The organism is Cellulosimicrobium sp. 22598 (assembly GCF_052044445.1).
GTDB classification, from domain to species: domain Bacteria; phylum Actinomycetota; class Actinomycetes; order Actinomycetales; family Cellulomonadaceae; genus Cellulosimicrobium; species Cellulosimicrobium cellulans_G.
The window spans coordinates 352,214-378,243 of the sequence record NZ_JBQEMZ010000001.1; the positions used below are offsets into that span (position 1 = coordinate 352,214).

Consider the following 26,030-nt stretch of genomic DNA (forward strand, 5'->3'; position numbering starts at 1 on the left):
GCGTCGGGTCGGACGGGTGCGCGGAAATGTCAGCCAAACCTCTCGATGAGGGCCGCGGACTGGTGGGGGCCGAGGCCGCGGACACGACGTGTCTCGGCGATCCCGATCTCCTCCATGATCGCCCGAGCCTTCACCTTACCCACGCCGGGCAGGGACTCCAGCAACGAGACCACCTTGAGCTTGCCGATCATGTCGTCCGTCTGCCCGCGCTCGATGACCTCCTTCAGGGAGCCCTGGGAGTACTTGAGCCTGTTCTTCACCTCGGCGCGCACGCGTCGGGCCTCTGCGGCCTTCTCGAGCGCCGCCGCGCGCTGTTCTGGGGTCAGGGGTGGAAGTGCCACGCAAGTCACCTACTCGTCGTCAGGCGGATGGGCCCACTCAGTCGTCCCGGCGTGCCCCGACGAGGAGCCCTAATCGGGTGAATCACCCGGGCGACCTGCGCCGACGCACGGAGCCGACCCCTCGAAAGTAGCGAGCCTCGACGGATCGGGCAACGACTGGGCAGGGCGCGTCGCGCGCCGTCGGCGCAGCGAGGGGCGTCGTGAGGTGACCGAGGGGGACCGTCAGGACGCCACGAGGCGCGCGACGAGCGCGTCGCGCACGGCCGTGGTCACCCCGCACGCGACGAGGTAGCCGTCCACGCTCCCGTGCTCGCGGGCGGCGAGCTCCCACGCCGCCTCGAGGTACTCCGGCTCCACCGTGAGGACCGGGGCCAGCGCGTCCGGGGACAGGCCCGGGATGGGCGGGACGAGCGCGGCGAGTCCACCCACGGCCGACCGGCTCGCGAGGTACTCCGCCAGGCGGTCCTCCTCCCCGACGCCCGCGACGTACTGGGCGAGGGCGACCACCCACCCGGTGCGGTCCTTGCCCGCCGAGCAGTGCACGACCGCGGCGCCGTCCGACGACGCGACCTCGCCGAGCACGCGCCCGACCGTCGCGCGGATGCCCGGGTCCTGGACGAACGTCGCGTACACGCCGTGCATCATGCGGCGCGCGACCGCGGTCGGGTCGTCCGCCGCCAGCAGGCCCGCGATCAGCGCCGCGGGGTCGGCCGACGCTCCCCCGCCGCCCCCGGCCTGCAGGCCCTGCGCGGGGTCCATGCCGCGGCGCAGCACCCGCACGCCGCCCGGCACCGCGTCCGCACCGTCGCGCTCGAGCTCGTCGTCCCCGCGCAGGTCGAGGACCGTCGTCACCCCGAGGTCGGAGAGCGCCGCCTGGCCCGCCGGGGTCAGGCGCGACAGGCTCGCCGTCCGCAGCAGGACGCCGGTGCGCAGGGGCTCGTCGTGGCCGATCGGGACCGCCCGTCCTCCGACGTCGCGCGCGTTCCACGTGCCCGGCACGTCCAGCGCGCCCGGCACGGCCGCGCCCTCGGGTGCCGGTACGGCGGCAGCCGCCTCCGTGGGCGTGCCGGAGCCGCGCGGGCCCGCGTCGTGGGACGTGTCGTGGGAGGTCATGGGCGCAGTCTCGCACGGCACGACGACGACCAGCGTGCCCGGACCCTCGCCGACCACGTCCCGGAACGACGGCGGGGCCGGCACCCGCAGGTGCCGGCCCCGCCGCCCGGGTCGGTCTCTCAGCCGCGCAGGGCCTGCGCCGCCTCGTCCGTGGCCGCTCGCGCCGCGGCGCGCAGGGCGTCGGCGTCCGGTCCTGCACGCAGGACGCCGCGCGAGGAGGACGCGAGCACCTGGCGCCGCGCGTCCCCGAACACGGCGGCGAGCTCGGCCGCTCCCGCGCCCTGCGCACCCACGCCGGGGGCCAGGAGCGGGCCCCGCACCGCCGCGAGGTCCGTGCCGGTGCGGGCCGCGGCGTCGGCGATGGTCGCACCGACGACGAGCCCGACCGGTCCGAGCGCGTCGCCCGACTCGACGACGGGCACGTTGAGCCGCGCGGCCTCGCGCGCCACGTGCGCCGCGACCGACTCCACGTCGGCCCCGGCGCCGCGGCGCGCGTGCTGCACCTCGGCCCCCTCGGGGTTCGAGGTGAGGCACAGCACGAACAGCCCGCGCCCGGTCTCCAGGGCGGCGTCCACCGCGGGCTGGAGCGAACCGAAGCCGAGGTACGGCGAGACCGTCAGCGCGTCCGCCGCCAGCGGGGAGCCGTCGCGCAGGTACGCGTCCGCGTAGGCGGCCATGGTCGAGCCGATGTCGCCGCGCTTGGCGTCCATGATCGCGAGCGTGCCCGCCGCACGGGCCGCCGCCAGCACCTCCTCGAGCGCCGCGACGCCACGCGACCCGTGCCGCTCGAAGAACGCCGACTGCGGCTTCACCGCCGCCACGCGCCCGCCGACCGCCTCGACGACCCGCAGCCCGAACTCGCGCAGCCCCGCCGCGTCGTCGGGCAGGCCCCAGTCCGCGAGCAGGCCCGGGTGCGGGTCGATCCCGACGCAGAGCGGCCCGTGGTCGTCCGTCGCGGCAGCGAGCCGCGCGCCGAAGCCCGCGCTCACGCGCCCACCCGCTCCGCGGCGGCGGGCAGCGTGACGCCGGCCGTCAGGCCCTCGCCCGCCATGTGCTCCTGGAGGCTGGCCACCGCGAACGGTCCCGCGAGGACCGCCTCGATGCCCTGCACCGCCGCGGCGAGCTGGTCGACGGTCGTCGCGATCGGCTTGTCCGCCGCGGTCGTGGCGGCCCGGATCTCGTAGCCGTCGGCCCGCGCGCCCTGGCCGGACGGGGTGTTGATGACCATGTCCACCTCGCCGGCCGTGATGAGGTCGACGATCGTCGGCTCGCCGTCCGCCCCGCGGCCCGCGGAGAACTTGCGCACCACGCGCGACGCGATGCCGTTGCGGCGCAGCACGCTCGACGTGCCGTCCGTCGCGAGGATCTCGAACCCGAGCTCCGCGAGGCGCTTGACCGGGAAGACGATCGAGCGCTTGTCGCGGTCGGCGACCGAGACGAACACGCGGCCCGACGTCGGCAGCCCGCCGAACGCGGCGGCCTGCGACTTGGCGAACGCGTGCGGGAAGTCACGGTCGAAGCCCATGACCTCGCCCGTGGAGCGCATCTCCGGGCCGAGGACCGTGTCCACGACGACGCCGTCCGCGGTGCGGAAGCGCTTGAACGGCAGGACCGCCTCCTTGACCGCGATCGGCGCGTCGAGCGGCAGGGTGCCGCCGTCGCCGTCGGCGGGCAGCACGCCCGCGGCCCGCAGCTCGGCGATCGACTCGCCGGCCATGACGCGCGCCGCGGCCTTCGCGAGCGACGTGCCCGTCGCCTTCGAGACGAACGGCACCGTGCGCGACGCGCGCGGGTTGGCCTCCAGGACGTACAGCACGTCGGAGACGAGCGCGTACTGCACGTTGAGCAGGCCGCGCACCCCGACGCCCTGGGCGATGGCCTCGGTCGAGCGGCGGATGCGCTCGATCTCCTGCTCCGAGAGGGACACGGGCGGCAGGACGCACGCCGAGTCGCCGGAGTGGATGCCCGCCTCCTCGATGTGCTCCATCACGCCGCCGAGGAACAGCTCGGTGCCGTCGTAGAGCGCGTCGACGTCGATCTCCATCGCGTCGTCGAGGAAGCGGTCGATGAGCAGCGGCGCAGGCAGCGTGCCTGCCGTGCGGTCCTCGGCGGCGGCCGCGGCGAGCGCACGCTCGACGTAGCCCGTGAGCTGCTCGGCCGAGTAGACGATCTCCATGCCGCGACCACCGAGCACGTAGGACGGGCGCACGAGCACCGGGTAGCCGATGCCGGCCGCGACGTCCTTCGCCTCGTCGAGCGAGCGCGCCGTGCCGAACGCCGGGGCGGGCAGGCCCGCCTCGACGAGCACGCGGCCGAACTCCCCGCGGTCCTCGGCGGCGTCGATCGCCTCGGGGCTCGTGCCGAGGATCGGCAGGCCCGCGTCCGCGAGGCGCTGCGCGAGCGCGAGCGGCGTCTGCCCGCCGAGCTGCACGATGATGCCCTTGACCGGCCCCGCGGCGAGCTCGGCCTGGTAGACCTCGAGCACGTCCTCGAACGTGAGCGGCTCGAAGTAGAGACGGTCGGACGTGTCGTAGTCGGTCGAGACCGTCTCCGGGTTGCAGTTGACCATGACCGTCTCGTAGCGCTCGCGCAGCGTGAGCGCCGCGTGCACGCACGAGTAGTCGAACTCGATGCCCTGGCCGATGCGGTTGGGGCCTGAGCCGAGGATGATCACGGCCTCGCGCTCGCGCGGTGCGACCTCGGTCTCGAGGTCGTAGGACGAGTAGTGGTACGGCGTGCGGGCCGCGAACTCGGCCGCGCACGTGTCGACCGTCTTGTAGACGGGGCGCACGCCGAGCGCGTAGCGCACCTCGCGCACGGTCGCCTCGCCGGCGGGGCCCATGCCGCGCAGGCGCGCGACCTGCGCGTCGGACAGGCCGTGCTTCTTCGCCTCGCGCAGCACGTCCTCCGTGAGCGCGGGCGCGTCGGCGACGGCCGCCGCCACCTCGTTGACCAGCTGGATCTGGTCGAGGTACCACGGGTCGATCTTCGTGGCCTCGAACACCTGCTCCACGCTCGCCCCGGCGCGCAGCGCCTGCTGGACGCCGATGATCCGGTTCTCCGTGGGGCGCGCGATGCGCACCAGGAGCTCGTCGAGGTCCGCGCCGGAGACGGGGTCGCCGTCCCAGTGGAAGACCGAGCCGCCCTTGTCGATCGAGCGCAGCGCCTTGCCGAGCGCCTCCGTGAAGTTGCGCCCGAGCGCCATGGCCTCGCCGACGGACTTCATGGTCGTCGTCAGCGTCGGGTCGGCGGCCGGGAACTTCTCGAACGCGAACCGCGGCACCTTGACGACGACGTAGTCGAGCGTCGGCTCGAACGAGGCCGGCGTGACCTGCGTGATGTCGTTGGGGATCTCGTCGAGCGTGTAGCCGACGGCGAGCTTCGCCGCGATCTTCGCGATGGGGAACCCGGTCGCCTTGGACGCGAGCGCCGACGAACGCGAGACGCGCGGGTTCATCTCGATGACGATGACGCGGCCCGTGTCCGGGTCGACGGCGAACTGGATGTTGCAGCCGCCCGTGTCGACGCCGACCTCGCGGATGACCGCGATGCCGATGTCGCGCAGCTTCTGGTACTCGCGGTCCGTGAGCGTCAGCGACGGCGCGACCGTGATCGAGTCGCCCGTGTGCACGCCGACGGGGTCGACGTTCTCGATCGAGCACACGACCACGACGTTGTCGTGCTTGTCGCGCATGAGCTCGAGCTCGTACTCCTTCCAGCCGAGGATCGACTCCTCGAGGAGCACCTCGGTCACCGGGGAGTAGTGCAGGCCCTGCCCGACGATGCGGCGCAGCTCCTCCTCGTCGTACGCGAAGCCCGAGCCGAGGCCGCCCATCGTGAACGACGGGCGCACGACCATCGGGTAGCCGAGGTCGCCCGCGGCCGCGACGGCCTCGTCGACCGTGTGGACGATGACCGAGCGCGCCGACTCGCCGCCGCACTTCTCGACGACGTCCTTGAACTGCTGGCGGTCCTCGCCCTTCTGGATCGCCTCGATGTTCGCGCCGATGAGCTCCACGCCGTACTCGGCGAGGACGCCCGCCTCGTCGAGCGCGATCGCCGCGTTGAGCGCGGTCTGCCCGCCGAGCGTGGGCAGGAGCGCGTCGGGGCGCTCCTTGGCGATGATCGAGGTGAGGACCTCGGTCGTGATGGGCTCGACGTACGTCGCGTCGGCGAACTCGGGGTCGGTCATGATCGTGGCCGGGTTCGAGTTCACGAGGACGACCCGCAGGCCCTCCTCCTTGAGCACGCGGCACGCCTGGGTGCCGGAGTAGTCGAACTCGCACGCCTGGCCGATGACGATCGGGCCGGACCCGATGACCAGGACGCTGGAGATGTCGGTTCTGCGAGGCACGGTCAGCTCTCCTTGGTGTTCTGGTCGGCGGCTGCGGAGCTCTGAGCGCGTCGGGACGCCATGAGCTCGACGAAGCGGTCGAAGAGGTACGCGGCGTCGTGGGGGCCGGCCGCGGCCTCGGGGTGGTACTGGACGGAGAAGGCGGGCAGGTCGAGGCACTCGAGCCCCTCGACCACCTGGTCGTTGAGCCCGACGTGGGACACGACGACGCGCCCGTAGCGGCCGCCGTCGTGCGGGGCGACGGACTCGCCGTCCAGCGGCGCGTCCACGGCGAACCCGTGGTTGTGCGCGGTGACCTCGACCTTGCCGGTGCGGCGGTCCATGACGGGCTGGTTGATGCCGCGGTGTCCGTACGCGAGCTTGTACGTGCCGTACCCGAGGGCGCGCCCGAGGATCTGGTTGCCGAAGCAGATCCCGAAGAACGGGGTGCCGCGGTCCAGGACGCCGCGCAGCAGCTCGACCTCGTGCGTCGCCGCCCCGGGGTCGCCCGGGCCGTTGGAGAAGAACACGCCGTCGGGCGCGTACGCCTCGATGTCCTCGATCGTCGACGCGGCGGGGACCACGTGCACGCGCACGCCGCGCTGGGCGAGGCGCTGCGGCGTCATGGACTTGATGCCGAGGTCGACGGCGACGACGGTGGCGACGGGCTCGCCGTCGGGCGTCGTGCCCTCGAAGGGCTCGACGACGTACGCCGTGTCCGTGCTCACCTCGCGCGCGAGGTCGGCGCCGGCCATCGCGGGCGCCGCCTTCACCTCGGCGACGAGGTCCTCCACGGTGCGCGGGTAGCCGTCGCGCACGAGCGCGTCGCCGGAGAAGATGCCGGCGCGCATCACGCCGAGCTCGCGCAGGTGGCGCGTGAGGGCGCGCGTGTCGACGTCGCTGATGCCGACGACGCCCTGCGCGGCGAGCTCCTCGTCCAGGGTGCGCTGCGCGCGCCAGCTCGACGCGCGGCGGGCCGCGTCGCGCACGACGTACCCGGCGACCCAGATCTTGCCCGACTCGGGGTCCTCGTCGTTGACGCCGGTGTTCCCGATGTGGGGCGCCGTCATGACGACGATCTGCCGGTGGTAGGAGGGGTCGGTGAGCGTCTCCTGGTAGCCGGTCATGCCGGTGTTGAAGACGATCTCGCCGACCGTGGTGCCGCGCGCGCCGTAGGCGCGCCCGGTCTGCACGGTCCCGTCCTCGAGGACGATCAGGGCCCGCTCGGCGGGCGGTGCGGTCGCTGAGGCCAGGGTGGTCGCTGTGTTCACTGGGGCGGTCACGGTGCTTCCTCGTCGTTCTCGTCGGTGCCGGGGGCCGCGCTCTCGCGCGTCGGCGCCGGGTCTGCGGGGTCTGCGGGGGCGGCGCCGCTCGGCGCCCCGGGTCGTCGCTCGTGCGTGCCGGCGGCTACGGGTTCGTCGCGGTCGGCGTCGGCTCGTCCGGCGAGACCGCGGACGGCCTCCAGGAGGCGCGCGACGTCGTGGTCGTGGCGGGGCAGGAGGCCGGTGTCGAGCCGGACCTCGGGGTTCGCCGGAGCCTCGGGCGCGTCGGCAGGGACCGGCTCCCCGGGCACGGTCCACGTCACGACGACGATGGCCTCCTTGCCGACGAACTTGCCGGCCATCCCGGGCGTGAGGGCCACGCCCCCGACCGCGGCGGCGGGCACCCACAGGTCCGGGGCGCCGCTGCGCTCGACCAGCAGGCCGCCGTCGTGCACGGTGGCCTGGGCCTGGGACCGGTCGCCGAGCCCGTGGGCCCCGACGCGGGCGAGCCAGTCGCCCGCGAGCGTGCTGGACACGTAGAGCGCGTCGAGCGGCCCGAGCACCACGGCACCCCGCGCGGCCTCGGCTGGCACCGCCGGGGGCGTCGGGACGACGCCGGCCGAGCGACGCACGAGGCGCCGGCGGCCGACGAGGACGAGCGTCAGGAGGACGACGCCGAGGACGACCCAGATGCCGACCGCGACGGGCTGGGGCAGGTTCACGCCCCCACCCCCTGCGCGTCCGCGGGTGCCGGGACGGGTGCGCCGTCGAGCACGGTCGCGCGCCCCCGCAGGAACGTGGCGACGACGGCGCCGGGCAGCTCGCGGCCCTGGAACGGCGTGTTGGTGCTCGCCGTGACCTGCCCCGCACCGTCGACGACCCGGCGCGCGGCCGGGTCGACGAGCGTCACGTTGGCGGGCTCGCCGACCTCGAGCGGGCGGCCCTGGGCGCGCGCGCCGGTGTCGATGCGGCCGATGCGCGCGGGCGCGCTCGAGAGCACGCGCGCCACGTCGGCCCACGTAAGTCGGCCGGTGTCGACCATGGTCTGCTGGACGACGCTGAGCGCCGTCTCCAGGCCCGTCATGCCGAACGCGGCCGCCGCCCACTCGCAGTCCTTGTCCTCGCGCGCATGCGGCGCGTGGTCGGTCGCGACGATGTCGATCGTGCCGTCGGCCAGGCCCTCGCGCACCGCCTCGACGTCCGCGGCCGTGCGCAGCGGCGGGTTGACCTTGAACGTCGGGTCGTAGCCGCGCGCCAGGTCGTCGGTGAGGACGAGGTGGTGCGGCGTGACCTCGGCCGTGACGTCGATCCCGCGGCCCTTGGCCCAGCGCACGATCTCGACCGAGCCCGCGGTGGACAGGTGGCACACGTGCAGGCGCGAGCCCACGTGCTCCGCGAGGAGCACGTCGCGCGCGATGATCGCCTCCTCGGCGACCGCGGGCCAGCCCGCGAGGCCGAGCTCGGCAGAGACGACGCCCTCGTTCATCTGGGCGCCCTCGGTGAGGCGCGGCTCCTGCGCGTGCTGGGCGACGACGCCGTCGAACGCCTTGACGTACTCCAGCGCCCGGCGCATGAGGATCGGGTCGTCGACGCACTTGCCGTCGTCGGAGAACACGCGCACGCGCGCGGCGGAGTCGGCCATCGCGCCCAGCTCGGCGAGCTGCTCGCCGGCGAGGCCGACGGAGACGGCGCCGACCGGGTGCACGTCGACCCAGCCCGCGTCGCGCCCGAGGCGCCACACCTGCTCGACGACGCCGGCCGTGTCCGCGACGGGCGTCGTGTTCGCCATGGCGTGCACGGCGGTGAACCCGCCCGCCGCGGCGGCGCGGGTGCCGGACTCGATCGTCTCGGCGTCCTCGCGGCCCGGCTCGCGCAGGTGCGTGTGCAGGTCGACCAGGCCCGGCAGCGCGACGAGGCCGGTCGCGTCGACGACCACCGTCTCGTCGTCCGCGGACCCGGCCCGCGCGGCACCGACCGGCGCGATCTCGGCGATCACGCCGCCGGAGAGCACGAGGTCGACGGGGTCGCCCCCGAGCGGGCGCGTGCCGCGCAGGACGTACGTGGTGGTTGCGGCGCTGCTCACGAGGCGGGGACCCTTTCGACGACGGGAGGCTGGACGGGCGGGTGCGGGACGGCCGTGGCCGGAGCGGCGTCGGTCTCGTCGCTGCCCGCGAGGAGGAGGTAGAGCACGGCCATGCGCACGGCGACGCCGTTCGCGACCTGCTCGACGATGACGGCGCGCGGCGAGTCCGCCGCCTGCGCGGAGATCTCGAGCCCGCGGTTCATCGGGCCGGGGTGCATGACGATCGCGTGCTCGGCGAGCAGCCCGAGGCGCCGGGCGTCGAGCCCGTACTTGCGGCTGTACTCGAGGGGGTTCGGGAAGAACGCTCCCCCGCCGGCACCCGAGCCGCTCATGCGCTCGCGCTGCACGCGCAGCATCATCACGGCGTCCGGGCCGCCGTGCGCGGTGTCGCCGGCGAGGGTCGCGTCGAGGTCGTAGGAGACCGCGCACGGCCACGTCTGGACGCCGACCGGCAGGAGCGTCGGCGGGGCGACGAGGGTCACGCGCGCACCGAGCGTGTGCAGCAGGTGCACGTTGGAGCGCGCGACGCGCGAGTGCAGCACGTCCCCGACGATCGCCACGTGACGCCCGTCGAGGCCCGCGCCGCGCGCGGCCGCGTCGTCCGGGCCGCTCGCGCCGGGAGCGGTGAGGCCCGTCCCGGACAGGTGGCGGCGCAGCGTGTACGCGTCGAGCAGCGCCTGCGTCGGGTGCTGGTGCGTGCCGTCGCCGGCGTTGAGGACCGCGGCGTCGAGCCAGCCCGCGTGGGCGAGCAGGTGCGGAGCGCCGGACGCCTGGTGCCGCACGACGACCGCGTCCGCGCCCATCGCCTGGAGGGTCAGCGCCGTGTCCTTGAGCGACTCGCCCTTGGACACGCTCGAGCCCTTGGCCGAGAAGTTGATGACGTCGGCCGACAGGCGCTTGGCCGCCGTCTCGAACGAGATGCGGGTGCGCGTCGAGTCCTCGTAGAAGAGGTTGACGACCGTGCGGCCGCGCAGCGTCGGGAGCTTCTTGATCTCGCGCGCCTGCGTCGCGGCCATCTGCGCGGCCGTGTCGAGGATGCGCACCGCGTCGGCGCGCGCGAGGTCCTGGGTGGACAGCAGGTGCCTCATGCGGGGGCCTCCGTCCCGGTGGTGGCGGACCGGATCACGACCGCGTCCGTCGAGGACCCGTCCGCGGGCGCGCCGTCGACCTCGGCGAGGCGCACGCTGACGCGCTCGGACGTCGACGTCGGCAGGTTCTTCCCGACGAAGTCGGGGCGGATCGGCAGCTCGCGGTGGCCGCGGTCGACGAGCGCGGCGAGCTGCACGGCACGCGGGCGGCCCAGGTCGCTGATCGCGTCGAGCGCGGCCCGAATCGTGCGCCCGGAGTACAGCACGTCGTCGACGAGGACCACGACCTTGCCGTCGATGCCCGACGCGGGCAGGCGCGTCGCGCCGATCGTGCGCGTCGGGTGGCGGTGCAGGTCGTCGCGGTACATCGTCACGTCGAGCTCGCCGACGATGGCGTGCGGGTCCGGCGCGCCGTCGGCGGGCGTCCCCTCGATCGCGGCGAGGCGCTCGGCGAGCCGCGTCGCGAGCGGGACGCCGCGCGTCGGGATCCCGAGGAGCACGAGGTCGTGGGCCCCCTTGTTGCGCTCCACGATCTCGTGGGCGATGCGCGTCAGCGCGCGGGAGATGTCGGCGGCCGTCAGGACGACGGTCCCGGCCTCGGGCGTCGTCTCCGGGGTCGATGGGGGTGGTGTGGGCACAGCAGCGCCAGAGCTCATGTCCGGCGACCTCCTTCCCCGCCTCACGGGACGGGCCTTAAAGGATGTCTGACGGTCACCCACCCTACCGCCGCGGGCCGCGGCGGCGGGTACGCGTCCCGCCGGATAAGACGCGGCGTCGGTCACACCCGTGACCGACGCCGCGTCGAGGGTCGCGCCGGCCCGCAGCGGGGCCGTGGAGCGCTCAGGCCGTGATCGTCGGCTTCATCTCGACGATGCGGGCGAGCAGCCCGTTGACGAAGGACGGCGAGTCGTCGGTCGACAGGGAGCGCGCGAGGTCGACGGCCTCGTCGATCGCGACGACGTCCGGGACGTCGTCGTTGAAGAGGATCTCCCAGCCGCCGATGCGCAGCAGGGCCCGGTCGACCGCCGGCATCCGCTCGAGCGTCCACCCGTGGGAGTACGTCTCGATCAGCTCGTCGATGCGGTCGCGGTGCGCGAGCACGCCCTCGACGATGTCGACCGCGTACTGCGGCAGGGCGGTCTGCGCGGTGCCGGGGTCGGCGACGCGCTCCGCAAGGAGGGTCGCCGGGTCCACCTGGCGCTGCTCCGCCTCGAAGAGGACGTCGAGCGCGCGCTTGCGCGCCTTGGTGCGTGCGGCCATGTGTGTCGTCAGCCCGTCGTGCCGGCGGTCAGTCGTTCACGCGGCCGAGGTACGAGCCGTCGCGCGTGTCGACCTTGACCTTGGTGCCCTGCTCGAGGAAGAGCGGGACCTGGATCTGCGCGCCCGTCTCGAGCGTGGCCGGCTTGGTGCCGCCCGTGGAGCGGTCGCCCTGGAGGCCCGGCTCCGTGTACGTGATCTCGAGGACGACCGAGGCGGGCAGCTCGATGTAGAGCGGCTGGCCGTCGTTCGACGCGATGAGGACGTTCTGGTTCTCGAGCATGTAGTCCTTGGCGTCGCCCACGATCTCGGCACCCACCGTGATCTGGTCGTACGTCGAGGTGTCCATGAACACGTAGTCCGCGCCGTCCTGGTACAGGTACTGGAAGTCACGGCGGTCGACGTTGGCCGTCTCGATCTTGAGGCCGGCGTTGAACGTCTTGTCGATCGTCTTGCCCGTCATGACGTTCTTGATCTTGGTGCGGACGAACGCGCCACCCTTGCCGGGCTTGACGTGCTGGAACTCGATCACGGTCCACAGCTGGCCGTCGAGTCGCAGCACGGTGCCGTTCTTGATGTCGTTGGTGGTCGCCACGTTCGTCTTCCTGTCGGAGGGTCTGCGGTCTCCGCCCCACGCGGAGCCGCGTGCCGGGACGGCACGACAGGGTCCTCGAGGACGGGATGCGGAAATGGGCCTTGACGATCTTACCGGAGCGCGACGAGGACCGCGTTCGCGACCACGCCCACGGTCGCCGCCCAGCACATCGAGGCGAGCGTGCCGATGACGAACCGCTCGGACGCGACCGGGTGCTCCCGCAGCTCCGGGTAGCGCCCGAGGCCCTTGATCGCCACGACGAAGGCGATCCCGCCGGGCTCCCCGGCGAGGAGGCAGCCGGTGATGGCGAACCGTTCGAGGATCCCGATCCACGTGCCACCGCGCAGCGCCTTCACGGCCTCGGTCCCGATGGGTCCCGTCGTGGGAGGCGGCGGCGGGGGGACGGGGACGGAGGCCGGGTCCGCCGCGGCGGCCCGCGACCTCGCGCGCCCCGCCCGCCGGGAGCCCGCCCGGGCCGGGTCGCCGGAGCGTGCCGCGGCGCGCAGCACCCACTGCGTCACGGTCCCTCCGCCGAGGACGCTCACCGCGAGCGCCACGACCCACACCAGCACGACCAGCACGACCGACACCGGGTCCGTCATCTCCCGCCCTCCCGCAGATCCTCCGACGGCTCACCCCGTCGGCTCGCCCCGAGCTCGCCCAGCAGCCTCGCCACCACGGGCCGCACCGCCGCCTCCTCGGGCCACAGCGCGACGCGCAGCCGCTGGCTCACGGCCTGCTCGGAGACCCCGAGCACGCGGGCCACATCCTTCTGGGTGCCACCCACGCGCGCGAGCGTGTCGACCGCCTCCCACCCCGGCGCGGTCCGCCGGTCCACGACCGCCGCGAGGAGGCGCAGGAGGGCCTCGACCTCGGCCGCCCGCGCCGACGGCTCGCCCCGGACGGCGACGGGCGCCGTCGCCGTGCGCGACTTGGCCTGCTCGACCGCCTCGCGCGCCCGCACGAACGCCTCTCCCGACGCCTCGCGCGAGACGGCGGGCAGGGGCTCGTCGACGCTCCCGGCGCCGACGCCGACGCTCCAGCCGCCGTCGCGCAGCAGGTCCAGCACGACCTCGACCACGGTGCCGGCGTCGTCGAGCACGCCCTGCACCTCGTCGCCCACGGTCCGGTCGAACGGGACCACGACGCCGGGGCGTCCGTCGAGGAGCTCGCCCAGGCGCGCGAGCACCTCGGGCACCCGGTCCGGGTGCCCCGTGCTCCCGCGCTGGTCGACGGTGAGGACGAACATGAGATCCAGGCTAGGCCCTTGAGAAGGTCTAATCAAGCATGAGGGCTTGAGAGAGAGGGATCAAGGCCGACGCTCGGCACGGAGGGCGCCGCGTCAGCCCCGCAGCCGGGCCGCGAGCGCCTCGAGCGCGAGCCGGTACGAGTCGAACCCGAACCCCGCGATCGTCCCCGTGGCGACCGCGCCGACGACGGACTGGCTGCGGAACGACTCGCGCGCCGCGGGGTTGCTCAGGTGCACCTCGACGAGCAGGAGGCCGGAGGTCGTGACCTGCGCCGCGGCGTCGCGCACGGCGTAGGAGTAGTGCGTGAACGCGGCCGGGTTGAGCACCACGTGGGTGCGGGCGTCGACGGCCTCGTGGAGCCAGCCCACCAGCTCGGACTCGTCGTCGGTCTGCCGCACGTCGACCGTGAGGTCGAGCGCGCTCCCCCACGCGACCGCGGACTCCTGGAGGTCGGCCATCGACGCCGAGCCGTAGATCTCTGGCTCGCGGACTCCGAGCCGGCCGAGGTTGGGTCCGTTGAGGACCAGCACGCGTTCCATGGCGCCCGAGCCTAGCGGCGCCGCGGGGCGCGGCGCGTGGGTGCTCGTGCCGTGGTCGGGCCCACGGCACGCGACGGGCTTCTCGACGCGCGGCGGCCGGCGCCGTCGGGCACGCTGGCGGGGTGAGCCTCGTCGCCGCCACCCGTGCCCGCTGGGAGCCCGACGCGCTGGTCGAGGGGTGGGAGTCGCTCGGGCTCCCGGCCCCGCGGCTGCCGGGCGTCGCCACCCCGGGCAGCGCGCGCGAGGCGGTCCCGCCGGTCCTGACGCTCGTGCGGCGCGCGCACCGGCCAGCCCGACCTGTCGGGACGGTCGTCCTCGTCCACGGCTACAACGACTACGTCTTCCAGGACCACGTCGTCGGGGCGCTCGCCGAGGCGGGGTGGGACGCGCTGGGCGTCGACCTGCGGCGGGCGGGCCGGTCGCTGCGCCCCGGGCAGGTGCCGCACTACGTGGACGACCTGCGCGAGACCGCGGCGGACCTCGGCGTGGCGGTCGCGGCCGCGCGGCGGACGCCGGGCCCGGTGGTCGTGCACGCGCACTCGACGGGCGGCCTCGTCGCGGCGCTGTGGGCCCACGCTCACCGGGGTGGGGGCGGGTGCGACGCGCTCGTGCTCGACAGCCCGTTCCTCGACCTGCGCGCGTCGTGGGTCGAGCGGACCGTGGGGACGCGGGTGCTGGACGCCGTCGGGCCGTGGAGCCCGCTGACGGTCGTCAGCGCGGGGCCTTCCGCGTACACCGGGCACCTGCTCGCGGACCGGGGCGGCCGGTGGACCTTCGACACCACGCTCAAGCGCCCCGAGGGCGTGCCGGTGCGGGCCGGCTGGCTGCGGGCGGTGCGCCAGGGGCACGCGCGCGTGGCGCGCGGCCTGGAGGTCGCGTGCCCGGTGCTCGTCGCCCGGGCCGAGCGGTCCGGGACGGACGACCCGACGAGCCCGGACCGCGAGCGGGACCTCGACGCGAGCGACACCGTGCTCGACGTCGCCCAGATCGCCCGGCTCGCCCCGCGGCTCGGGCGCGACGTGACGGAGCTCGTCGTCCCCGGCGCGGTGCACGACCTCACGCTCTCCGCCGACGGGCCGCGCGCGAGCTACCTGGGGGCCCTCGCCGGCTGGCTCGACGAGCGCGTCGTGCGGGTCGCGGCGTGAGCGTCGCCGCGGGCCGCACCGGCGGCTACCTGGAGGCGCCGTTCGTCGCGCTCGCGCACCGCGGCTTCTCGCGCGCGGGCCTGGAGAACTCCATGGCGGCCTTCGCCGCCGCCCGCGACCTCGGGCTGCGGTACGTCGAGACGGACGCCCACGCGACGTCGGACGGCGTGGCGGTCGCGCTCCACGACGCGTCGCTGGACCGCACGACGGACGCGCGCGGGCTCGTCGCCGACCTCCCGTGGCGGACCGTGCGCGCGGCCCGGATCGGCGGGACCGAGCCCGTGCCGTCGCTCGAGGACGTGCTGGGCACGTGGCCGGACCTGCGCGTGAACGTCGACGTGAAGTCGGCGGCGGCCGCCGAGCCGGTCGCGCGGGCGATCGAGCGCACGCGCGCGCACGACCGCGTGTGCGTCGCGTCGTTCGCGGCGTCGCGCCGGGAGGCGACGGTGGCACGGCTCTCGCGCCCCGTCACCGTGTCGGGGGCGCGGGGCGCGGTCCTGGGCATGTTCCTCGCCGGGCGGGCGCGGACCGACGCCCTGGCCCGGCTCGCGGCGCGCTCGGTCGACTGCCTCCAGGTCCCCGTGCGCGGGGGCTGGGTGCGCGTCGTCGACTCGGGGTTCGTCCGGGCCGCGCACCGGGCGGGCGTCGCGGTGCACGCGTGGACCGTGAACGACCGCGCGACGATGCACCGGCTGCTGGACCTCGGGGTCGACGGGATCGTCACCGACCGCGCGGACCTGCTGCGCGACGTGCTCCGCGCACGCGGCCTGTGGGCGTGAGCGGCTCCGGGCTCCCCGCGGCGCTCCCCGGGCGCCGCGTCAGAGCGCGACGGGGCCGCGTCCCACCGGCGCGTCGGCCGCGATCTCGGCGTAGGCCGCAGCGAGGAGCGTCGGGTCCGGGCCCTCGAGCCGCGTGGGCCGCGCGACGTCGTCGAGCACGACGAAACGCAGGAGGTCGCCGCGCGACTTCTTGTCGCGGCGCATGGCGGACAGGAGCTGCTCCCAGCGGTCGCCGCGGTACGTGAGCGGCAGCCCGAGCGAGCCCAGGATCGCGCGGTGCCGCTCGACGACCGCGTCGTCGAGCTTCCCGGCGAGGCGCGACAGCTCCGCCGCGAACACCATGCCGACGGACACGGCCGCGCCGTGGCGCCACTGGTAGCGCTCCGTGAGCTCGACCGCGTGGCCCAGCGTGTGCCCGTAGTTGAGGATCTCGCGCAGGCCGGCCTCCTTGAGGTCCTCCCCCACGACGCGCGCCTTGACCGCGATCGAGCGCTCGACGAGCTCGGCGACGACGGCCCACGTCTCGTCCGTGGTCGGGCGCGTGCCCCACGCGCTCAGCGCGTCCGCGTGCTCCTCGACGAGCTCGAGGATGCGCTCGTCGGCGATGAAGCCCGTCTTGACGACCTCCGCCATGCCGGCGACGAAGTCCCAGCGCCCGAGGGACTCGAGCGCGGCGAGGTCGCACAGCACGCCCGCGGGCGGGTGGAACGACCCGACGAGGTTCTTGCCCTCCGCGGTGTTGATGCCCGTCTTGCCGCCGACCGCCGCGTCGACCATCGCGAGCAGCGTCGTCGGCACGTGCACCACGCGGATGCCGCGCAGCCAGGTCGCGGCCACGAACCCGCCGAGGTCGGTCGTCGCGCCGCCGCCGACCGTCACGACCGCGTCCGTGCGCGTGAAGTCCAGCTGCCCCAGCACGCCCCACAGGAACGCCGCGACCTGCGCGGTCTTGGCCTCCTCCGCGTCCGGGACCTCCGCGACGTACGCCTCGTACCCCGACGCCTTGAGGTCCTCGTGGATCACCTCCGCCGTCGCGGCGAGGGCCGCGGGGTGGACCACGAGCACGCGGCGCACCCGGTCGCCGAGCATGGTGGGCAGCTCGCCGAGCAGGTGCCGTCCCACGACGACGTCGTACGGCTGGTCCCCGGCGACCCGCACGCGCGTCGGGACGGAGGCGGGCTGCGCGTCGGCCGGCCCGACGACGGGCTCGGTGGCTGCCCGGGTGCCAGCCTGGGCGTCGGGGACGGGGGTCGTGTCGCTCACGCGTTCTCCTGTTCGGCCGGGGTGTCGGCGGGGGTGGGCGCCGCGGCGCGGTCCGCGTCGGCGCCGCCCGCGAGGTGCGCACGGATCTCCTGGGCGACCTGCGCGGGCGTGCGCGCGTCGGTGACGACGTGCAGCGTCGCGACCCGCTCGTAGACGGGACGCCGCGCCTCCATGAGCGCGGCCCACCGCGCGCGGGGGTTGCCCAGGAGCAGCGGGCGGGACTGGTTGAGCCCGACGCGCGGGGCCGCGTGCGCGAGGCTCACGTCGAGGAACACGACGGCGCCGCCCGCCGCGACGTACGCCGCGAGGGCGGCCTGGGTGTGCTCGTCGAGGACGGCGCCGCCGCCCAGGGCGAGCACGCCGTCGTGGGTCGCGAGCGCCGTCGTCACGGCCTCGCGCTCGAGCTCGCGGAAGTGCGGCTCGCCGTGGTCGACGAAGATGTCGGCGACGGGCTTGCCCGCCGTGGTCTCGACGTCGGTGTCCGTGTCGCGCTGCGCGAGGCCCAGCAGGTCCGCGAGGTGGCGCGACACCGTCGACTTGCCGCTGCCGGGCGGGCCGACGAGGACGACGACCGGGCGCGTGCCCGGAGGGACGGGCGTCATCAGCGCTGCAGCTCCGGGATCGCGGCGAGATAGGCCTCGGCGTTGCGGCGGACCTCCGCGACGGAGTCGCCGCCGAACTTCTCGAGCGCCTGCTCCGCGAGCACGAGCGCGACCATCGCCTCGGCGACGACCGCCGCCGGCGGGACCGCGCACACGTCCGAGCGCTGGTGCTGGGCCTTGGCGACCTCGCCCGTGACCACGTCGACCGTCGCGAGCGCGCGCGGCACCGTCGAGATGGGCTTCATCGCGGCGCGCACGCGCACGACCTCGCCGTTCGACATGCCGCCCTCGACGCCGCCCGCGCGGTTGCTCAGGCGGTGGATCAGGCCGTCGGCGCCGCGCTCGATCTCGTCGTGCGCGGCGGACCCGCGGCGGCGCGCGGTGCGGAAGCCGTCGCCGACCTCGACGCCCTTGATGGCCTGGATGCCCATGAGCACCGCGGCGAGCCGCGCGTCGAGGCGCCGGTCGCTCTGCGCGTAGGTGCCGAGCCCGGACGGGACGCCGTAGGCCAGGACCTCGACGACGCCGCCGAGCGTGTCACCGGCCTTCTGGCACGCGTCGATCTCGGCGACCATCGCCGCGGACGTGGCGGCGTCGAAGCAGCGCACCGGGTCGGCGTCGAGCGCGGCGACGTCGTCGGGCCCCGGCACCGCGGCGTCCTCGGGGACCTCGACGGGACCGATGCCGACGACGTGCGACACGAGGCGGACGCCCAGCGCCTGCTCGAGGAACTTCGCGGCCGCCGCGCCGAGAGCGACGCGCGTCGCCGTCTCGCGCGCCGATGCGCGCTCCAGCACGGGGCGGGCGTCGTCGAAGCCGTACTTGCGCATGCCCACGAGGTCGGCGTGGCCGGGGCGTGGGCGCGTGAGGGGCCGGTTGCGCGCGATCTCGCGCGCGTCGCCCGTGCCGGCGTCGACCAGCAGCGCCTCGGGCGGCACCGGGTCCGCGGACATGACGTCGACCCACTTGGGCCACTCGGAGTTCGCGATCTCGAGCGCGAGCGGGCCACCCTGGGTCACGCCGTGGCGCAGCCCGCCCAGGACACGCAGCACGTCCTGCTCGAACTTCTGGCGCGACCCGCGCCCGTACCCGAGGCGACGGCGCGCGAGCGCGGCCTTCACGTCGTCCGTCGTGAGCTCGACGCCCGCGGGCAGCCCGTCGAGGATCCCGACCAGCGCCTCACCGTGCGACTCACCCGATGTCAACCAACGCAGCATGATCGCCATCCTCCCACGTCGGCACGCACGTCCCGGCGGGCGCCCGCAGTGCGGACCGGCGGTCGCCGACGAGGTCCCGGACGGCCGACACCCGGGGATCGGGGAGGCGGAGACACCGTCCGGCGCGCTGTGGACGACGGCGGCGCGCGCGGTGGCGGGCACGCTACGGTGCCGCGCATGGTCCAGCAGGGGGACGGGACGACGACGGACGGCACGCCGGCGCGTGTCGCCGCACCGGAGGCGGTCGAGCGTGTGACGGCCGACGACGAGCCGCCCTGGGCGCGACGCCGGGGCGACGACCTCGTCCGCGAGCTCCGGATCGCCGGGCGGCTCGGGGCCGTCCTCGCGGGGCTCGCCGCGGCCGGCGCGGCGTGGTGGTCGGGTCCGTCGTGGGCCACGCCGGCCCTCGTGCTCGTGGCCGCGGCCGGAGCGGTCGTCGCCGTGGTCGACGCGCGCACGCACCGGCTGCCCGACATGATCGTCCTGCCGTCCTGGCTCGCGTCCGCGCTCCTGATCGGCGCCGGCGCGGTCGCCACCGGTGACGGCGCCGCCCTCGGCCGTGCCGTCGCCGGCGGTCTCCTGGGCTTCGGGGCCTACGCCGCGCTCCGGATCGCCTACCCGCCGGGCCTCGGCTTCGGCGACGTGAAGCTCGCGGGGATGCTCGGCACGCCGCTCGCCTGGCTCGGGTGGGGTGAGCTCGTCGCCGGTCTCGTCCTGCCGTTCCTGCTCGGCGGCGTGTGGGCGCTCGCGCTCGTCGTCACGCGGCGCGCGCGCCGTGACACCGCGGTCCCCTTCGGCCCGTTCATGGTCGTCGGGGCGGGGGTCGCCGCCGTGCTCGGCGACGCAGCGCTCCGGGCGTACGCGATCGCCTGACAGCGGCGTCCGGCGCGCGCGACCCTGTCCGACGGTCTCCGACCGGCCGTCAGGCCGCGACGCCGAGCGCGGCCTCGAGCGCCTGGTCCATCGCGGCGAGCGGGGCCACCTTTCCCGTCATGAGGCGCACCTGCTCGGCCGCCTGATGCAGGAGCATGCGCTCGCCGCCCACGACGATGCCTCCCGCCGCAGCCCAGGCGGCCGAGAGCGCCGTGGGACGGGGGTCGTAGACGACGTCGAGCAGCACTCCCGTCACGCGCGGGGCCGCCTGCGCCAGCGCGTCGGCCACCGGGTCGGCCGCGCGAGACGGAAGGGTCGCGACGACGACCTCGGCCTGCCTGAGGCGGGCGACGAGCGCGGGCGACGAGTCGAGGATCTCGAACCGCGGCTCGACGCCCATGCGGTGCGCGGCGCGCTGGAGGGTGCCCGTGCGCCCGAGCGAGCGCACCAGGACCGTCGGCGCGGTGCACCCGAGCTCGGCGAGGGCCGCGAGCGTCGACGCGGCGGTCGCGCCTGCGCCGAGCACGACGGCAGTCCGGGCGCCCCGCTCCCCCAGTCCCTCACGGAGCGCGGCGACGAGACCGTGCACGTCGGTGTTCGTCCCGACGAACGTCGGGCGCCGCCCGCCCGTGGGCTGCACGACGAGCGTGTTCACCGCGCCGACGACGTTCGCGAGCGGGTCGATGTGGTCGAGCAGCGGGATCACGGCGTGCTTGAGCGGCATGGTCAGGCTCAGGCCCGCCCACGACGCGTCGAGCCCGTTGACCAGCGTCGGGAGCTGCTCCTCGGTCGTGTCGATCGCCTCGTACGACCAGCCGTCGAGGCCGAGCGCCTCGTACGCGGCCCGGTGCAGCACCGGGGACAGCGAGTGGGCGACGGGGTGGCCGAGGACGGCCGCCCGTCGCGGAGCGCGCGCGGCGCTCACCCGCCGTTCTCCGCGAGCCACTGCCGGTACTCCTGCTTGAACTGCTCGAACTCGGCGTACGTGTCGGTGAACTTCGTCTCGCCCGTGTCCAGGTTGACGGTCACGTACCAGAGCCAGGGGCCCTCGGGGGCGTTCATGACCGCCTCCACGCTCTCGCGGCTCGGGCTGCCGATCGGCGTCGGGGGCAGGCCCTGGTGGACGCGCGACGCGTAGGGCAGGTCGGGGTTCTGGAACTCCTCGGTCGTGATCTGGTCGGCCGGCTTGCCGAGCCCGTAGACGTCGATCGCGTCCATGCCGAGCGGCATGCCGTCCTCGATGCGGTTGTAGATCACGCGCGCGACCATCCCGCGCTGCTCCGCGTTCTTCCCCTCCCACTCGACGATCGACGCCATCGTGAGCACCTCCTGGAAGCGCTCCGGCGGGACCCCGAGATCGGCGAGCTCGCTCGTGGTCTGGCTGACCATGCCCTGGATGATGCCTGTCGCGTTGACGTCTCCCGGCTCGAGGACGTACGTCGTGGGGTAGAGCCAGCCCTCGTAGTTGCCGTTGGCCTCGGCCGGCAGGCCGGTGGCGGCGATGTCGGCCATCGCCGCCTCGAAGTCCGCGACCGGGATACCGGTGACCGACGACGAGCGCTCGAGGATCTGCTTGACCGTGTAGCCCTCGGGGATCGTGATCTTGGTCTCGACGCGCGAGTCGTTCGCCACGAGGCGCGCGACGGCGTCCTTGGCCGACATGCCGAGGAGCAGGGTGTGGGTGCCCGGCTGGATCTTCCCTGCGTTCGGGTTCTCCTCGAACGCCTTCGCGAAGGCCGCCGAGCTGGCGACGACGCCGGCCTCGGTGAGCACCGCGCCCATGTCGCGGCCGGTCGAGCCGGGCTCGATGACCACGTCGACGGGGTCGGTGCCCGGGCCCTCGAAGTCCTTCGCCTCGAGAGGGTTGTCGAACCCGAAGAGTTCGGAGGCGTTGTCGAGCAGCAGGTACCCCGCGCCGCCCACCACGAGGAGGGAGACGAGCAGCACCACGAGGGCGCGGCGACGCCGGCGCTGGCGTCGCTTCTTCGCCGCCCGGCGGGCGCGCTGCTCCGAGCGCGACGAGCGCGCGGGCTGCTGCTCGCCCTGGACGGCGGGCCGTTCGAACAGGTCGGTCACGGTCGGTGGTCTCCTGTCGGGTCTACAGGTTCTCCGGCGCGCGCCCCCGCGCCCCGCTCGGCGTCGAGAGCGGATTGCAGAATGATAACGGCGGCCGCCTGGTCGACGACGCTCCGGTGCTTGCGACCGGCGCGCCCCGACGCGTGCAGCGCCTGGTGCGCGCTGACCGTCGTCATCCGCTCGTCGACGAGGTGGACCGGCACCGGCGCGACGGCGCGTGCCACGAGTCCAGCGTACGCCCGCGCCCCCTGGGCGGCGGCACCCTCGCCACCGGAGAGGTGCCGTGGGAGGCCGACGTAGACCACCCGGGCGCCGCGCTCGTCGACCTCGGCCGCGATCCGCGCGACGTCCGCCGGGACCGCAGCCCCGGCCTTCGTGTCGCGCGCGAGCGTCTCGACGGGGGTCGCGACGAGCCCGTCGGGGTCGCTCGCCGCGAGGCCGACGCGCACGCTGCCCACGTCGACGCCGAGGCGCGCCCCCCGCGGGAGGGGGACGCGCCCGTCGTCACCGGGCGGTGGAGGGACGGCCGTCACGCGGCCGCCGCGGCGCCGTCGCGCACGCCCTGGAGGGCGGCCGGCAGCGCCGACACGTCCGTGCCGCCGCCCTGGGCCATGTCGTCCTTGCCGCCGCCACCGCCACCCAGGGTCTGGGCGGCCGCCTTGGCCAGCACGCCGGCGCGAAGGCCCGCGGCACGGGCCGACGCGTTGGTCACGACGACCACCTGCGGGCGGTCCTTCGCGACCCCCCCGACCGCCACGACCGCCGGCTCGGACTCGCCGAGGCGGCCGCGCACGTCGAGCGCGAGCGCACGGAGGTCGTCCGCGGAGGCGACCTCGCCGGCGTCGTGCACGACGACGCGCGTGCCGCCCGAGAGCTCCGCACCCGCGGCGAGCGTGCCCGCCACCGCGAGGAGCTGGGACTGCCGGAGCTGCGCCAGCTCCTTCTCCGCGTCGCGCAGGCGGGACACGAGCGCGCCCACGCGGTCCGGGAGCTCCTCGGTCCGCACGTTGAGCAGACCGGTGAGCTGGCCGACGAGCGCGTGCTCCTTGGCCTGGAAGCCGTACGCGCCGTCGCCGACGAGGGCGTCGACGCGACGCACGCCCGAGCCGATCGACGACTCGCCGAGCAGCGTGACGAGGCCGAGCTGGCCCGTCTGCCGCACGTGCGTGCCCGCGCACAGCTCGCGCGACCAGTCGCCGCCGATCGACACGACGCGCACGACGTCGCCGTACTTCTCGCCGAACAGCGCCATCGCGCCCAGCGCGCGCGCCTCGGTGATCGGCATGAGCTGGTCCGTGACCTCGAGGTTCTCCTGGAGCTGGGTGTTGACCCGCTCCTCGATCTCCGACAGCGCGCCCGCCGGAACGGCGGACGAGCGCCGGAAGTCGAACCGGATGCGGCTCGGCGCGTTCTCCGACCCGGCCTGGGTCGCGTCCTTGCCGAGCGACTCCTGGAGGGCCTTGTGGATCATGTGCGTCGCCGAGTGGGCGCGGCTGATCGCCTTGCGACGGTCACGGTCGATCGTCGCGGTGCCCGGGTCGCCGAGCGCCGCGGTCCCCTCGACGAGGCGGCCGCGGTGCACCGACAGGCCCTTGATCGGGCGCTGGACGTCGTCGACCTCGATGGTCGCGCCGCCGTCGAGCACGATCGTGCCGTGGTCGGCGAGCTGGCCGCCGGCCTCCGCGTAGAACGGCGTGCGGTCGAGCACGACCTCGACGTCGGCGGGCGCGGTCGCGGCGGGCGCGGGCACGCCGTCGACGAGCAGCCCGGCCACGCGCACGGCGGCCGAGGACTCGGTGTAGCCGAGGAACTCCACCGGAGCGGACAGCTCCGACGCGAGCGACTCGTAGGCCGCCGTGTCCACGCCGCCCGAGCGCTTGGCGAGCGCGTCGGCGCGGGCGCGCTGGCGCTGCTCGGTCATGAGCGCGCGGAACGCCTTCTCGTCGACCTGGACGCCCTGCTCGGCGGCCATCTCGAGCGTGAGGTCGATCGGGAAGCCGTAGGTGTCGTGCAGCGCGAACGCCTGGTCGCCCCCGAGCACCGGCACCCCGCCGGTCCCCGCCGCGGACTTCGCCTTCGACACGGCCGTGTCGAGGATCGTCGTCCCCGAGGTGAGGGTGCGGCGGAACGCGTCCTCCTCCGTGTAGGCGACGTTCGAGATGCGCTCGAAGTCGGTCGCGACCTCCGGGTACGACGGCGCCATCGCGTCGCGGCTCACGGGGAGCAGCGCGGGCATCGCGCGGTCTTCGACGCCGAGCAGGCGCATCGCGCGCACGGAGCGGCGGAGCAGGCGGCGCAGGACGTAGCCACGACCCTCGTTGGAGGGACGCACGCCGTCGCTCATGATCATGAGCGCCGAGCGGACGTGGTCGGCCACGACGCGCATGCGCACGTCGTCCTCCTGGTTCGCGCCGTAGCGCCGGCCCGAGAGCGCCTCGGCGGCCGCGATGACGGGGAACACCTCGTCGATCTCGTAGAGGTTGTCCTTGCCCTGGAGCAGGTAGGCGACGCGCTCCAGGCCCATGCCCGTGTCGATGTTCTTGCGCGCGAGCTCCGAGACGATCCGGAACTCCTCCTTGGACTTCACGTCGTCGATCGCGTACTGCATGAACACGAGGTTCCAGATCTCGAGGTAGCGGTCCTCGTCGACGACGGGGCCACCCTCCTGACCGAACTCCGGGCCGCGGTCGATGTAGATCTCCGAGCACGGGCCGGCGGGACCGGGCTGGCCCGTGGACCAGTAGTTGTCCTTCTTCCCGCGGGCCTGGATGCGCTCGTCCGGCAGGCCGGCGATGCGCTTCCAGAGCTGCCGCGCCTCGTCGTCGTCGTGGTAGACGGTCACCCAGACGCTCTCCGGGTCGAACCCGTACTTGCCCTCCTCGCGCGAACCCGTGACGAGGTCCCACGCGTAGGTGATCGCGCCTTCCTTGAAGTAGTCACCGAAGGAGAAGTTGCCGTTCATCTGGAAGAACGTGCCGTGACGGGTCGTCTTGCCGACCTCGTCGATGTCGAGCGTGCGCACGCACTTCTGGACGCTCGTCGCGCGGTCCCAGGGCGGGGTCTGCTCGCCCGTCATGTACGGGATGAACGGGACCATGCCCGCGATCGTGAACAGCGTGGACGGGTCCGGGGAGACGAGCGACGCCGAGGGCACGACGGTGTGGTCGCGGTCGGCGAAGTAGTCGAGCCAGCGCTTGCGGATCTCGGCGGTGCGCATGATGTCCTTCGGGCAGTCGGTGGGTCGTGCGGGGTGCTTGCTGTGGGTCGCGGCGGCCGGGCCGCGCGGGTCCTAGAAGGAGTAACCGAGGAGGTCCTCGACGTCGTCCGTGTCGTCGAACGGGCTGGGGTCTCCCGCGGCCGGGCGCGTGTGGCGGCCGGACGCGCGCCGCGCTCGGACGACGTCCGGGTCCTCCTGGCCCTCCGCGAGGAGCGCCGCCATGAGCTCCTGCTCGCGCGCGTCGCGCGCGAGCGTGAACTCGGTGCGGAAGTCGCGGGCGATCTCGACGACCTTCTCGCCCAGACCGTTGACCTGCTCCGTCGCCTGGTCCACGAGCGACGCGGGTGCGTACCGCGCGAGGATCTTCTTCCCGCGGACGACGACCACGACCGTGATCGCGACCCCGACGCCGATCCAGAAGACGCGGCGCATCAGCGCGATCCCTCGGCACGTCCGGTGCCGTCCGACGAACGGCGTCGGCCGAACGAGCGGGCGGCCGCCTGGCGCACGCCGTAGGTGAACGCGGCGACCTTCACCAGCGGGGCGCCGAACGTCGCGGCGTACAGCCCCGTGAGCGCGGACACGTTCTCGCTCACCTGGGCGGCCGACGTCGTGATCGTGTCGACCTTGACGAGCTGGCTGTTGGTCGTGGCGACCGTGGTCGCGGCCTCGTCGAGGATCGGGACCGAGTGGTCCGTCACCTCCTTGATGCTCGCGCGCGCCTCGTCGAGCACGCGGCCGAGCTTGAGGAGCGGCACGGCGAGCAGGCCGACGAGCAGCACGAACGCGATGGCTGCGATGAGGCCGGCCACGTCTCCCAGGGACATTCTTCCTCCAGTGCCAGTCAGGGTGCGTCGTGCACGGACGTCGCGCGTCGTGCGCGGGACGGTCCTCCTCGTCGCGGGGTCCTCGCGGACGTGCCCACGACTCCGCGAAACACTACCCGCACCAGGGCGGGGACCGCCGTCGGGCACGACACGACGACGCCGTCGCCGCG

The 26,030-nt window shown here is 74.6% G+C and carries 26 protein-coding genes; 3 read left to right on the forward strand and 23 right to left on the reverse strand.

Annotated elements, in window-relative coordinates; all coding sequences use genetic code 11:
• Window positions 1-29 precede the first annotated feature (29 nt).
• The 14 genes from mihF to ACTJIY_RS01665 all read right to left on the reverse strand — a co-directional run bounded on the left by mihF (window position 30) and on the right by ACTJIY_RS01665 (window position 13,861).
• The gene (mihF, locus tag ACTJIY_RS01600) at window positions 30-341 is read right to left on the reverse strand and encodes an integration host factor, actinobacterial type (protein ID WP_021482878.1); all 312 of its coding nucleotides are present in this window, start codon (window positions 339-341) and stop codon (window positions 30-32) included.
• 222 nt (window positions 342-563) lie between these two features.
• A complete protein-coding gene (locus ACTJIY_RS01605; RefSeq protein WP_440673026.1) occupies window positions 564-1,454 on the reverse strand; it encodes a tyrosine-protein phosphatase in 891 nt (296 codons plus the stop codon).
• A gap of 119 nt (window positions 1,455-1,573) precedes the next feature.
• Window positions 1,574-2,443: an orotidine-5'-phosphate decarboxylase gene (gene pyrF / locus ACTJIY_RS01610; protein ID WP_440673025.1), complete on the reverse strand. Its 870-nt coding sequence runs from the start codon at window positions 2,441-2,443 to the stop codon at window positions 1,574-1,576.
• A complete protein-coding gene (gene carB, locus ACTJIY_RS01615; RefSeq protein ID WP_253049364.1) occupies window positions 2,440-5,808 on the reverse strand; it encodes a carbamoyl-phosphate synthase large subunit in 3,369 nt (1,122 codons plus the stop codon). The genes pyrF and carB overlap by 4 nt, the downstream gene beginning before the upstream one ends.
• Window positions 5,809-5,810: 2 nt before the next feature.
• The gene (gene carA / locus ACTJIY_RS01620) at window positions 5,811-7,070 is read right to left on the reverse strand and encodes a glutamine-hydrolyzing carbamoyl-phosphate synthase small subunit (protein WP_374613774.1); all 1,260 of its coding nucleotides are present in this window, start codon (window positions 7,068-7,070) and stop codon (window positions 5,811-5,813) included.
• Window positions 7,067-7,771, reverse strand: a complete 705-nt coding sequence (locus ACTJIY_RS01625; RefSeq protein WP_253049362.1) for a PH-like domain-containing protein — start codon at window positions 7,769-7,771, stop codon at window positions 7,067-7,069. The genes carA and ACTJIY_RS01625 overlap by 4 nt, the downstream gene beginning before the upstream one ends.
• Window positions 7,768-9,132, reverse strand: coding sequence for a dihydroorotase (locus tag ACTJIY_RS01630; protein WP_440673024.1), 1,365 nt, complete (start codon window positions 9,130-9,132; stop codon window positions 7,768-7,770). Before ACTJIY_RS01630 ends, ACTJIY_RS01625 begins: the two co-directional genes overlap by 4 nt.
• Complete coding sequence (locus ACTJIY_RS01635; RefSeq protein WP_353709311.1) at window positions 9,129-10,220, reverse strand: aspartate carbamoyltransferase catalytic subunit; 1,092 nt, start codon at window positions 10,218-10,220, stop codon at window positions 9,129-9,131. The genes ACTJIY_RS01630 and ACTJIY_RS01635 overlap by 4 nt, the downstream gene beginning before the upstream one ends.
• Window positions 10,217-10,876 (reverse strand): bifunctional pyr operon transcriptional regulator/uracil phosphoribosyltransferase PyrR, encoded by a 660-nt coding sequence (gene pyrR, locus ACTJIY_RS01640; RefSeq protein WP_440673023.1) that lies wholly within the window; start codon window positions 10,874-10,876, stop codon window positions 10,217-10,219. Before pyrR ends, ACTJIY_RS01635 begins: the two co-directional genes overlap by 4 nt.
• A 184-nt stretch (window positions 10,877-11,060) precedes the next feature.
• Window positions 11,061-11,480, reverse strand: coding sequence for a transcription antitermination factor NusB (nusB, locus tag ACTJIY_RS01645; protein WP_253049354.1), 420 nt, complete (start codon window positions 11,478-11,480; stop codon window positions 11,061-11,063).
• A gap of 28 nt (window positions 11,481-11,508) precedes the next feature.
• A complete protein-coding gene (gene efp / locus ACTJIY_RS01650) occupies window positions 11,509-12,072 on the reverse strand; it encodes an elongation factor P (protein ID WP_021482610.1) in 564 nt (187 codons plus the stop codon).
• A gap of 110 nt (window positions 12,073-12,182) precedes the next feature.
• On the reverse strand, window positions 12,183-12,674 hold the full coding sequence (locus tag ACTJIY_RS01655) for a hypothetical protein (RefSeq protein WP_439157393.1): 492 nt from the start codon (window positions 12,672-12,674) through the stop codon (window positions 12,183-12,185).
• Window positions 12,671-13,321 (reverse strand): hypothetical protein, encoded by a 651-nt coding sequence (locus ACTJIY_RS01660; RefSeq protein ID WP_440673022.1) that lies wholly within the window; start codon window positions 13,319-13,321, stop codon window positions 12,671-12,673. Before ACTJIY_RS01660 ends, ACTJIY_RS01655 begins: the two co-directional genes overlap by 4 nt.
• 93 nt (window positions 13,322-13,414) lie before the next feature.
• Window positions 13,415-13,861: a type II 3-dehydroquinate dehydratase gene (locus ACTJIY_RS01665; RefSeq protein WP_439157395.1), complete on the reverse strand. Its 447-nt coding sequence runs from the start codon at window positions 13,859-13,861 to the stop codon at window positions 13,415-13,417.
• Between the two features lie 122 nt (window positions 13,862-13,983).
• Between ACTJIY_RS01665 and ACTJIY_RS01670 the strand changes: the two genes are divergently transcribed.
• Window positions 13,984-15,006 carry an alpha/beta hydrolase gene (locus ACTJIY_RS01670; RefSeq protein WP_440673021.1) on the forward strand — a complete coding sequence of 341 codons (1,023 nt, stop codon included), beginning with the start codon at window positions 13,984-13,986 and terminating at the stop codon, window positions 15,004-15,006.
• Window positions 15,003-15,785, forward strand: coding sequence for a glycerophosphodiester phosphodiesterase family protein (locus ACTJIY_RS01675; protein ID WP_253049346.1), 783 nt, complete (start codon window positions 15,003-15,005; stop codon window positions 15,783-15,785). Before ACTJIY_RS01670 ends, ACTJIY_RS01675 begins: the two co-directional genes overlap by 4 nt.
• Window positions 15,786-15,824: 39 nt before the next feature.
• Here the strand turns inward: ACTJIY_RS01675 and aroB are convergent, their stop codons facing one another.
• The 3 genes from aroB to aroC all read right to left on the reverse strand — a co-directional run bounded on the left by aroB (window position 15,825) and on the right by aroC (window position 18,867).
• Entirely contained in the window at window positions 15,825-16,943 is a 1,119-nt protein-coding gene (gene aroB, locus ACTJIY_RS01680; RefSeq protein ID WP_253050698.1) for a 3-dehydroquinate synthase, read from the reverse strand.
• Window positions 16,944-17,044: 101 nt separating this feature from the next.
• On the reverse strand, window positions 17,045-17,650 hold the full coding sequence (locus ACTJIY_RS01685) for a shikimate kinase (RefSeq protein ID WP_253049344.1): 606 nt from the start codon (window positions 17,648-17,650) through the stop codon (window positions 17,045-17,047).
• The gene (aroC, locus tag ACTJIY_RS01690; protein WP_253049342.1) at window positions 17,650-18,867 is read right to left on the reverse strand and encodes a chorismate synthase; all 1,218 of its coding nucleotides are present in this window, start codon (window positions 18,865-18,867) and stop codon (window positions 17,650-17,652) included. Before aroC ends, ACTJIY_RS01685 begins: the two co-directional genes overlap by 1 nt.
• A gap of 177 nt (window positions 18,868-19,044) precedes the next feature.
• Here aroC and ACTJIY_RS01695 point away from each other — a divergent pair, with 177 nt between their 5' ends.
• On the forward strand, window positions 19,045-19,740 hold the full coding sequence (locus ACTJIY_RS01695) for a prepilin peptidase (RefSeq protein WP_440673020.1): 696 nt from the start codon (window positions 19,045-19,047) through the stop codon (window positions 19,738-19,740).
• A gap of 49 nt (window positions 19,741-19,789) precedes the next feature.
• On the opposite strand, the gene ACTJIY_RS01700 is transcribed toward ACTJIY_RS01695, so the two are convergent.
• The 6 genes from ACTJIY_RS01700 to ACTJIY_RS01725 all read right to left on the reverse strand — a co-directional run bounded on the left by ACTJIY_RS01700 (window position 19,790) and on the right by ACTJIY_RS01725 (window position 25,860).
• Complete coding sequence (locus tag ACTJIY_RS01700) at window positions 19,790-20,665, reverse strand: shikimate dehydrogenase (RefSeq protein WP_440673019.1); 876 nt, start codon at window positions 20,663-20,665, stop codon at window positions 19,790-19,792.
• The gene (gene mltG / locus ACTJIY_RS01705) at window positions 20,662-21,816 is read right to left on the reverse strand and encodes an endolytic transglycosylase MltG (protein WP_440673018.1); all 1,155 of its coding nucleotides are present in this window, start codon (window positions 21,814-21,816) and stop codon (window positions 20,662-20,664) included. The genes ACTJIY_RS01700 and mltG overlap by 4 nt, the downstream gene beginning before the upstream one ends.
• On the reverse strand, window positions 21,813-22,349 hold the full coding sequence (gene ruvX / locus ACTJIY_RS01710; protein ID WP_440673017.1) for a Holliday junction resolvase RuvX: 537 nt from the start codon (window positions 22,347-22,349) through the stop codon (window positions 21,813-21,815). Before ruvX ends, mltG begins: the two co-directional genes overlap by 4 nt.
• Window positions 22,346-25,033: an alanine--tRNA ligase gene (gene alaS, locus ACTJIY_RS01715; RefSeq protein ID WP_440673016.1), complete on the reverse strand. Its 2,688-nt coding sequence runs from the start codon at window positions 25,031-25,033 to the stop codon at window positions 22,346-22,348. Before alaS ends, ruvX begins: the two co-directional genes overlap by 4 nt.
• Before the next feature lie 72 nt (window positions 25,034-25,105).
• Window positions 25,106-25,465, reverse strand: coding sequence for a hypothetical protein (locus tag ACTJIY_RS01720; protein WP_389270531.1), 360 nt, complete (start codon window positions 25,463-25,465; stop codon window positions 25,106-25,108).
• Window positions 25,465-25,860: a DUF948 domain-containing protein gene (locus ACTJIY_RS01725; RefSeq protein ID WP_253049331.1), complete on the reverse strand. Its 396-nt coding sequence runs from the start codon at window positions 25,858-25,860 to the stop codon at window positions 25,465-25,467. The genes ACTJIY_RS01720 and ACTJIY_RS01725 overlap by 1 nt, the downstream gene beginning before the upstream one ends.
• Between the last annotated feature and the right edge of the window lie 170 nt (window positions 25,861-26,030).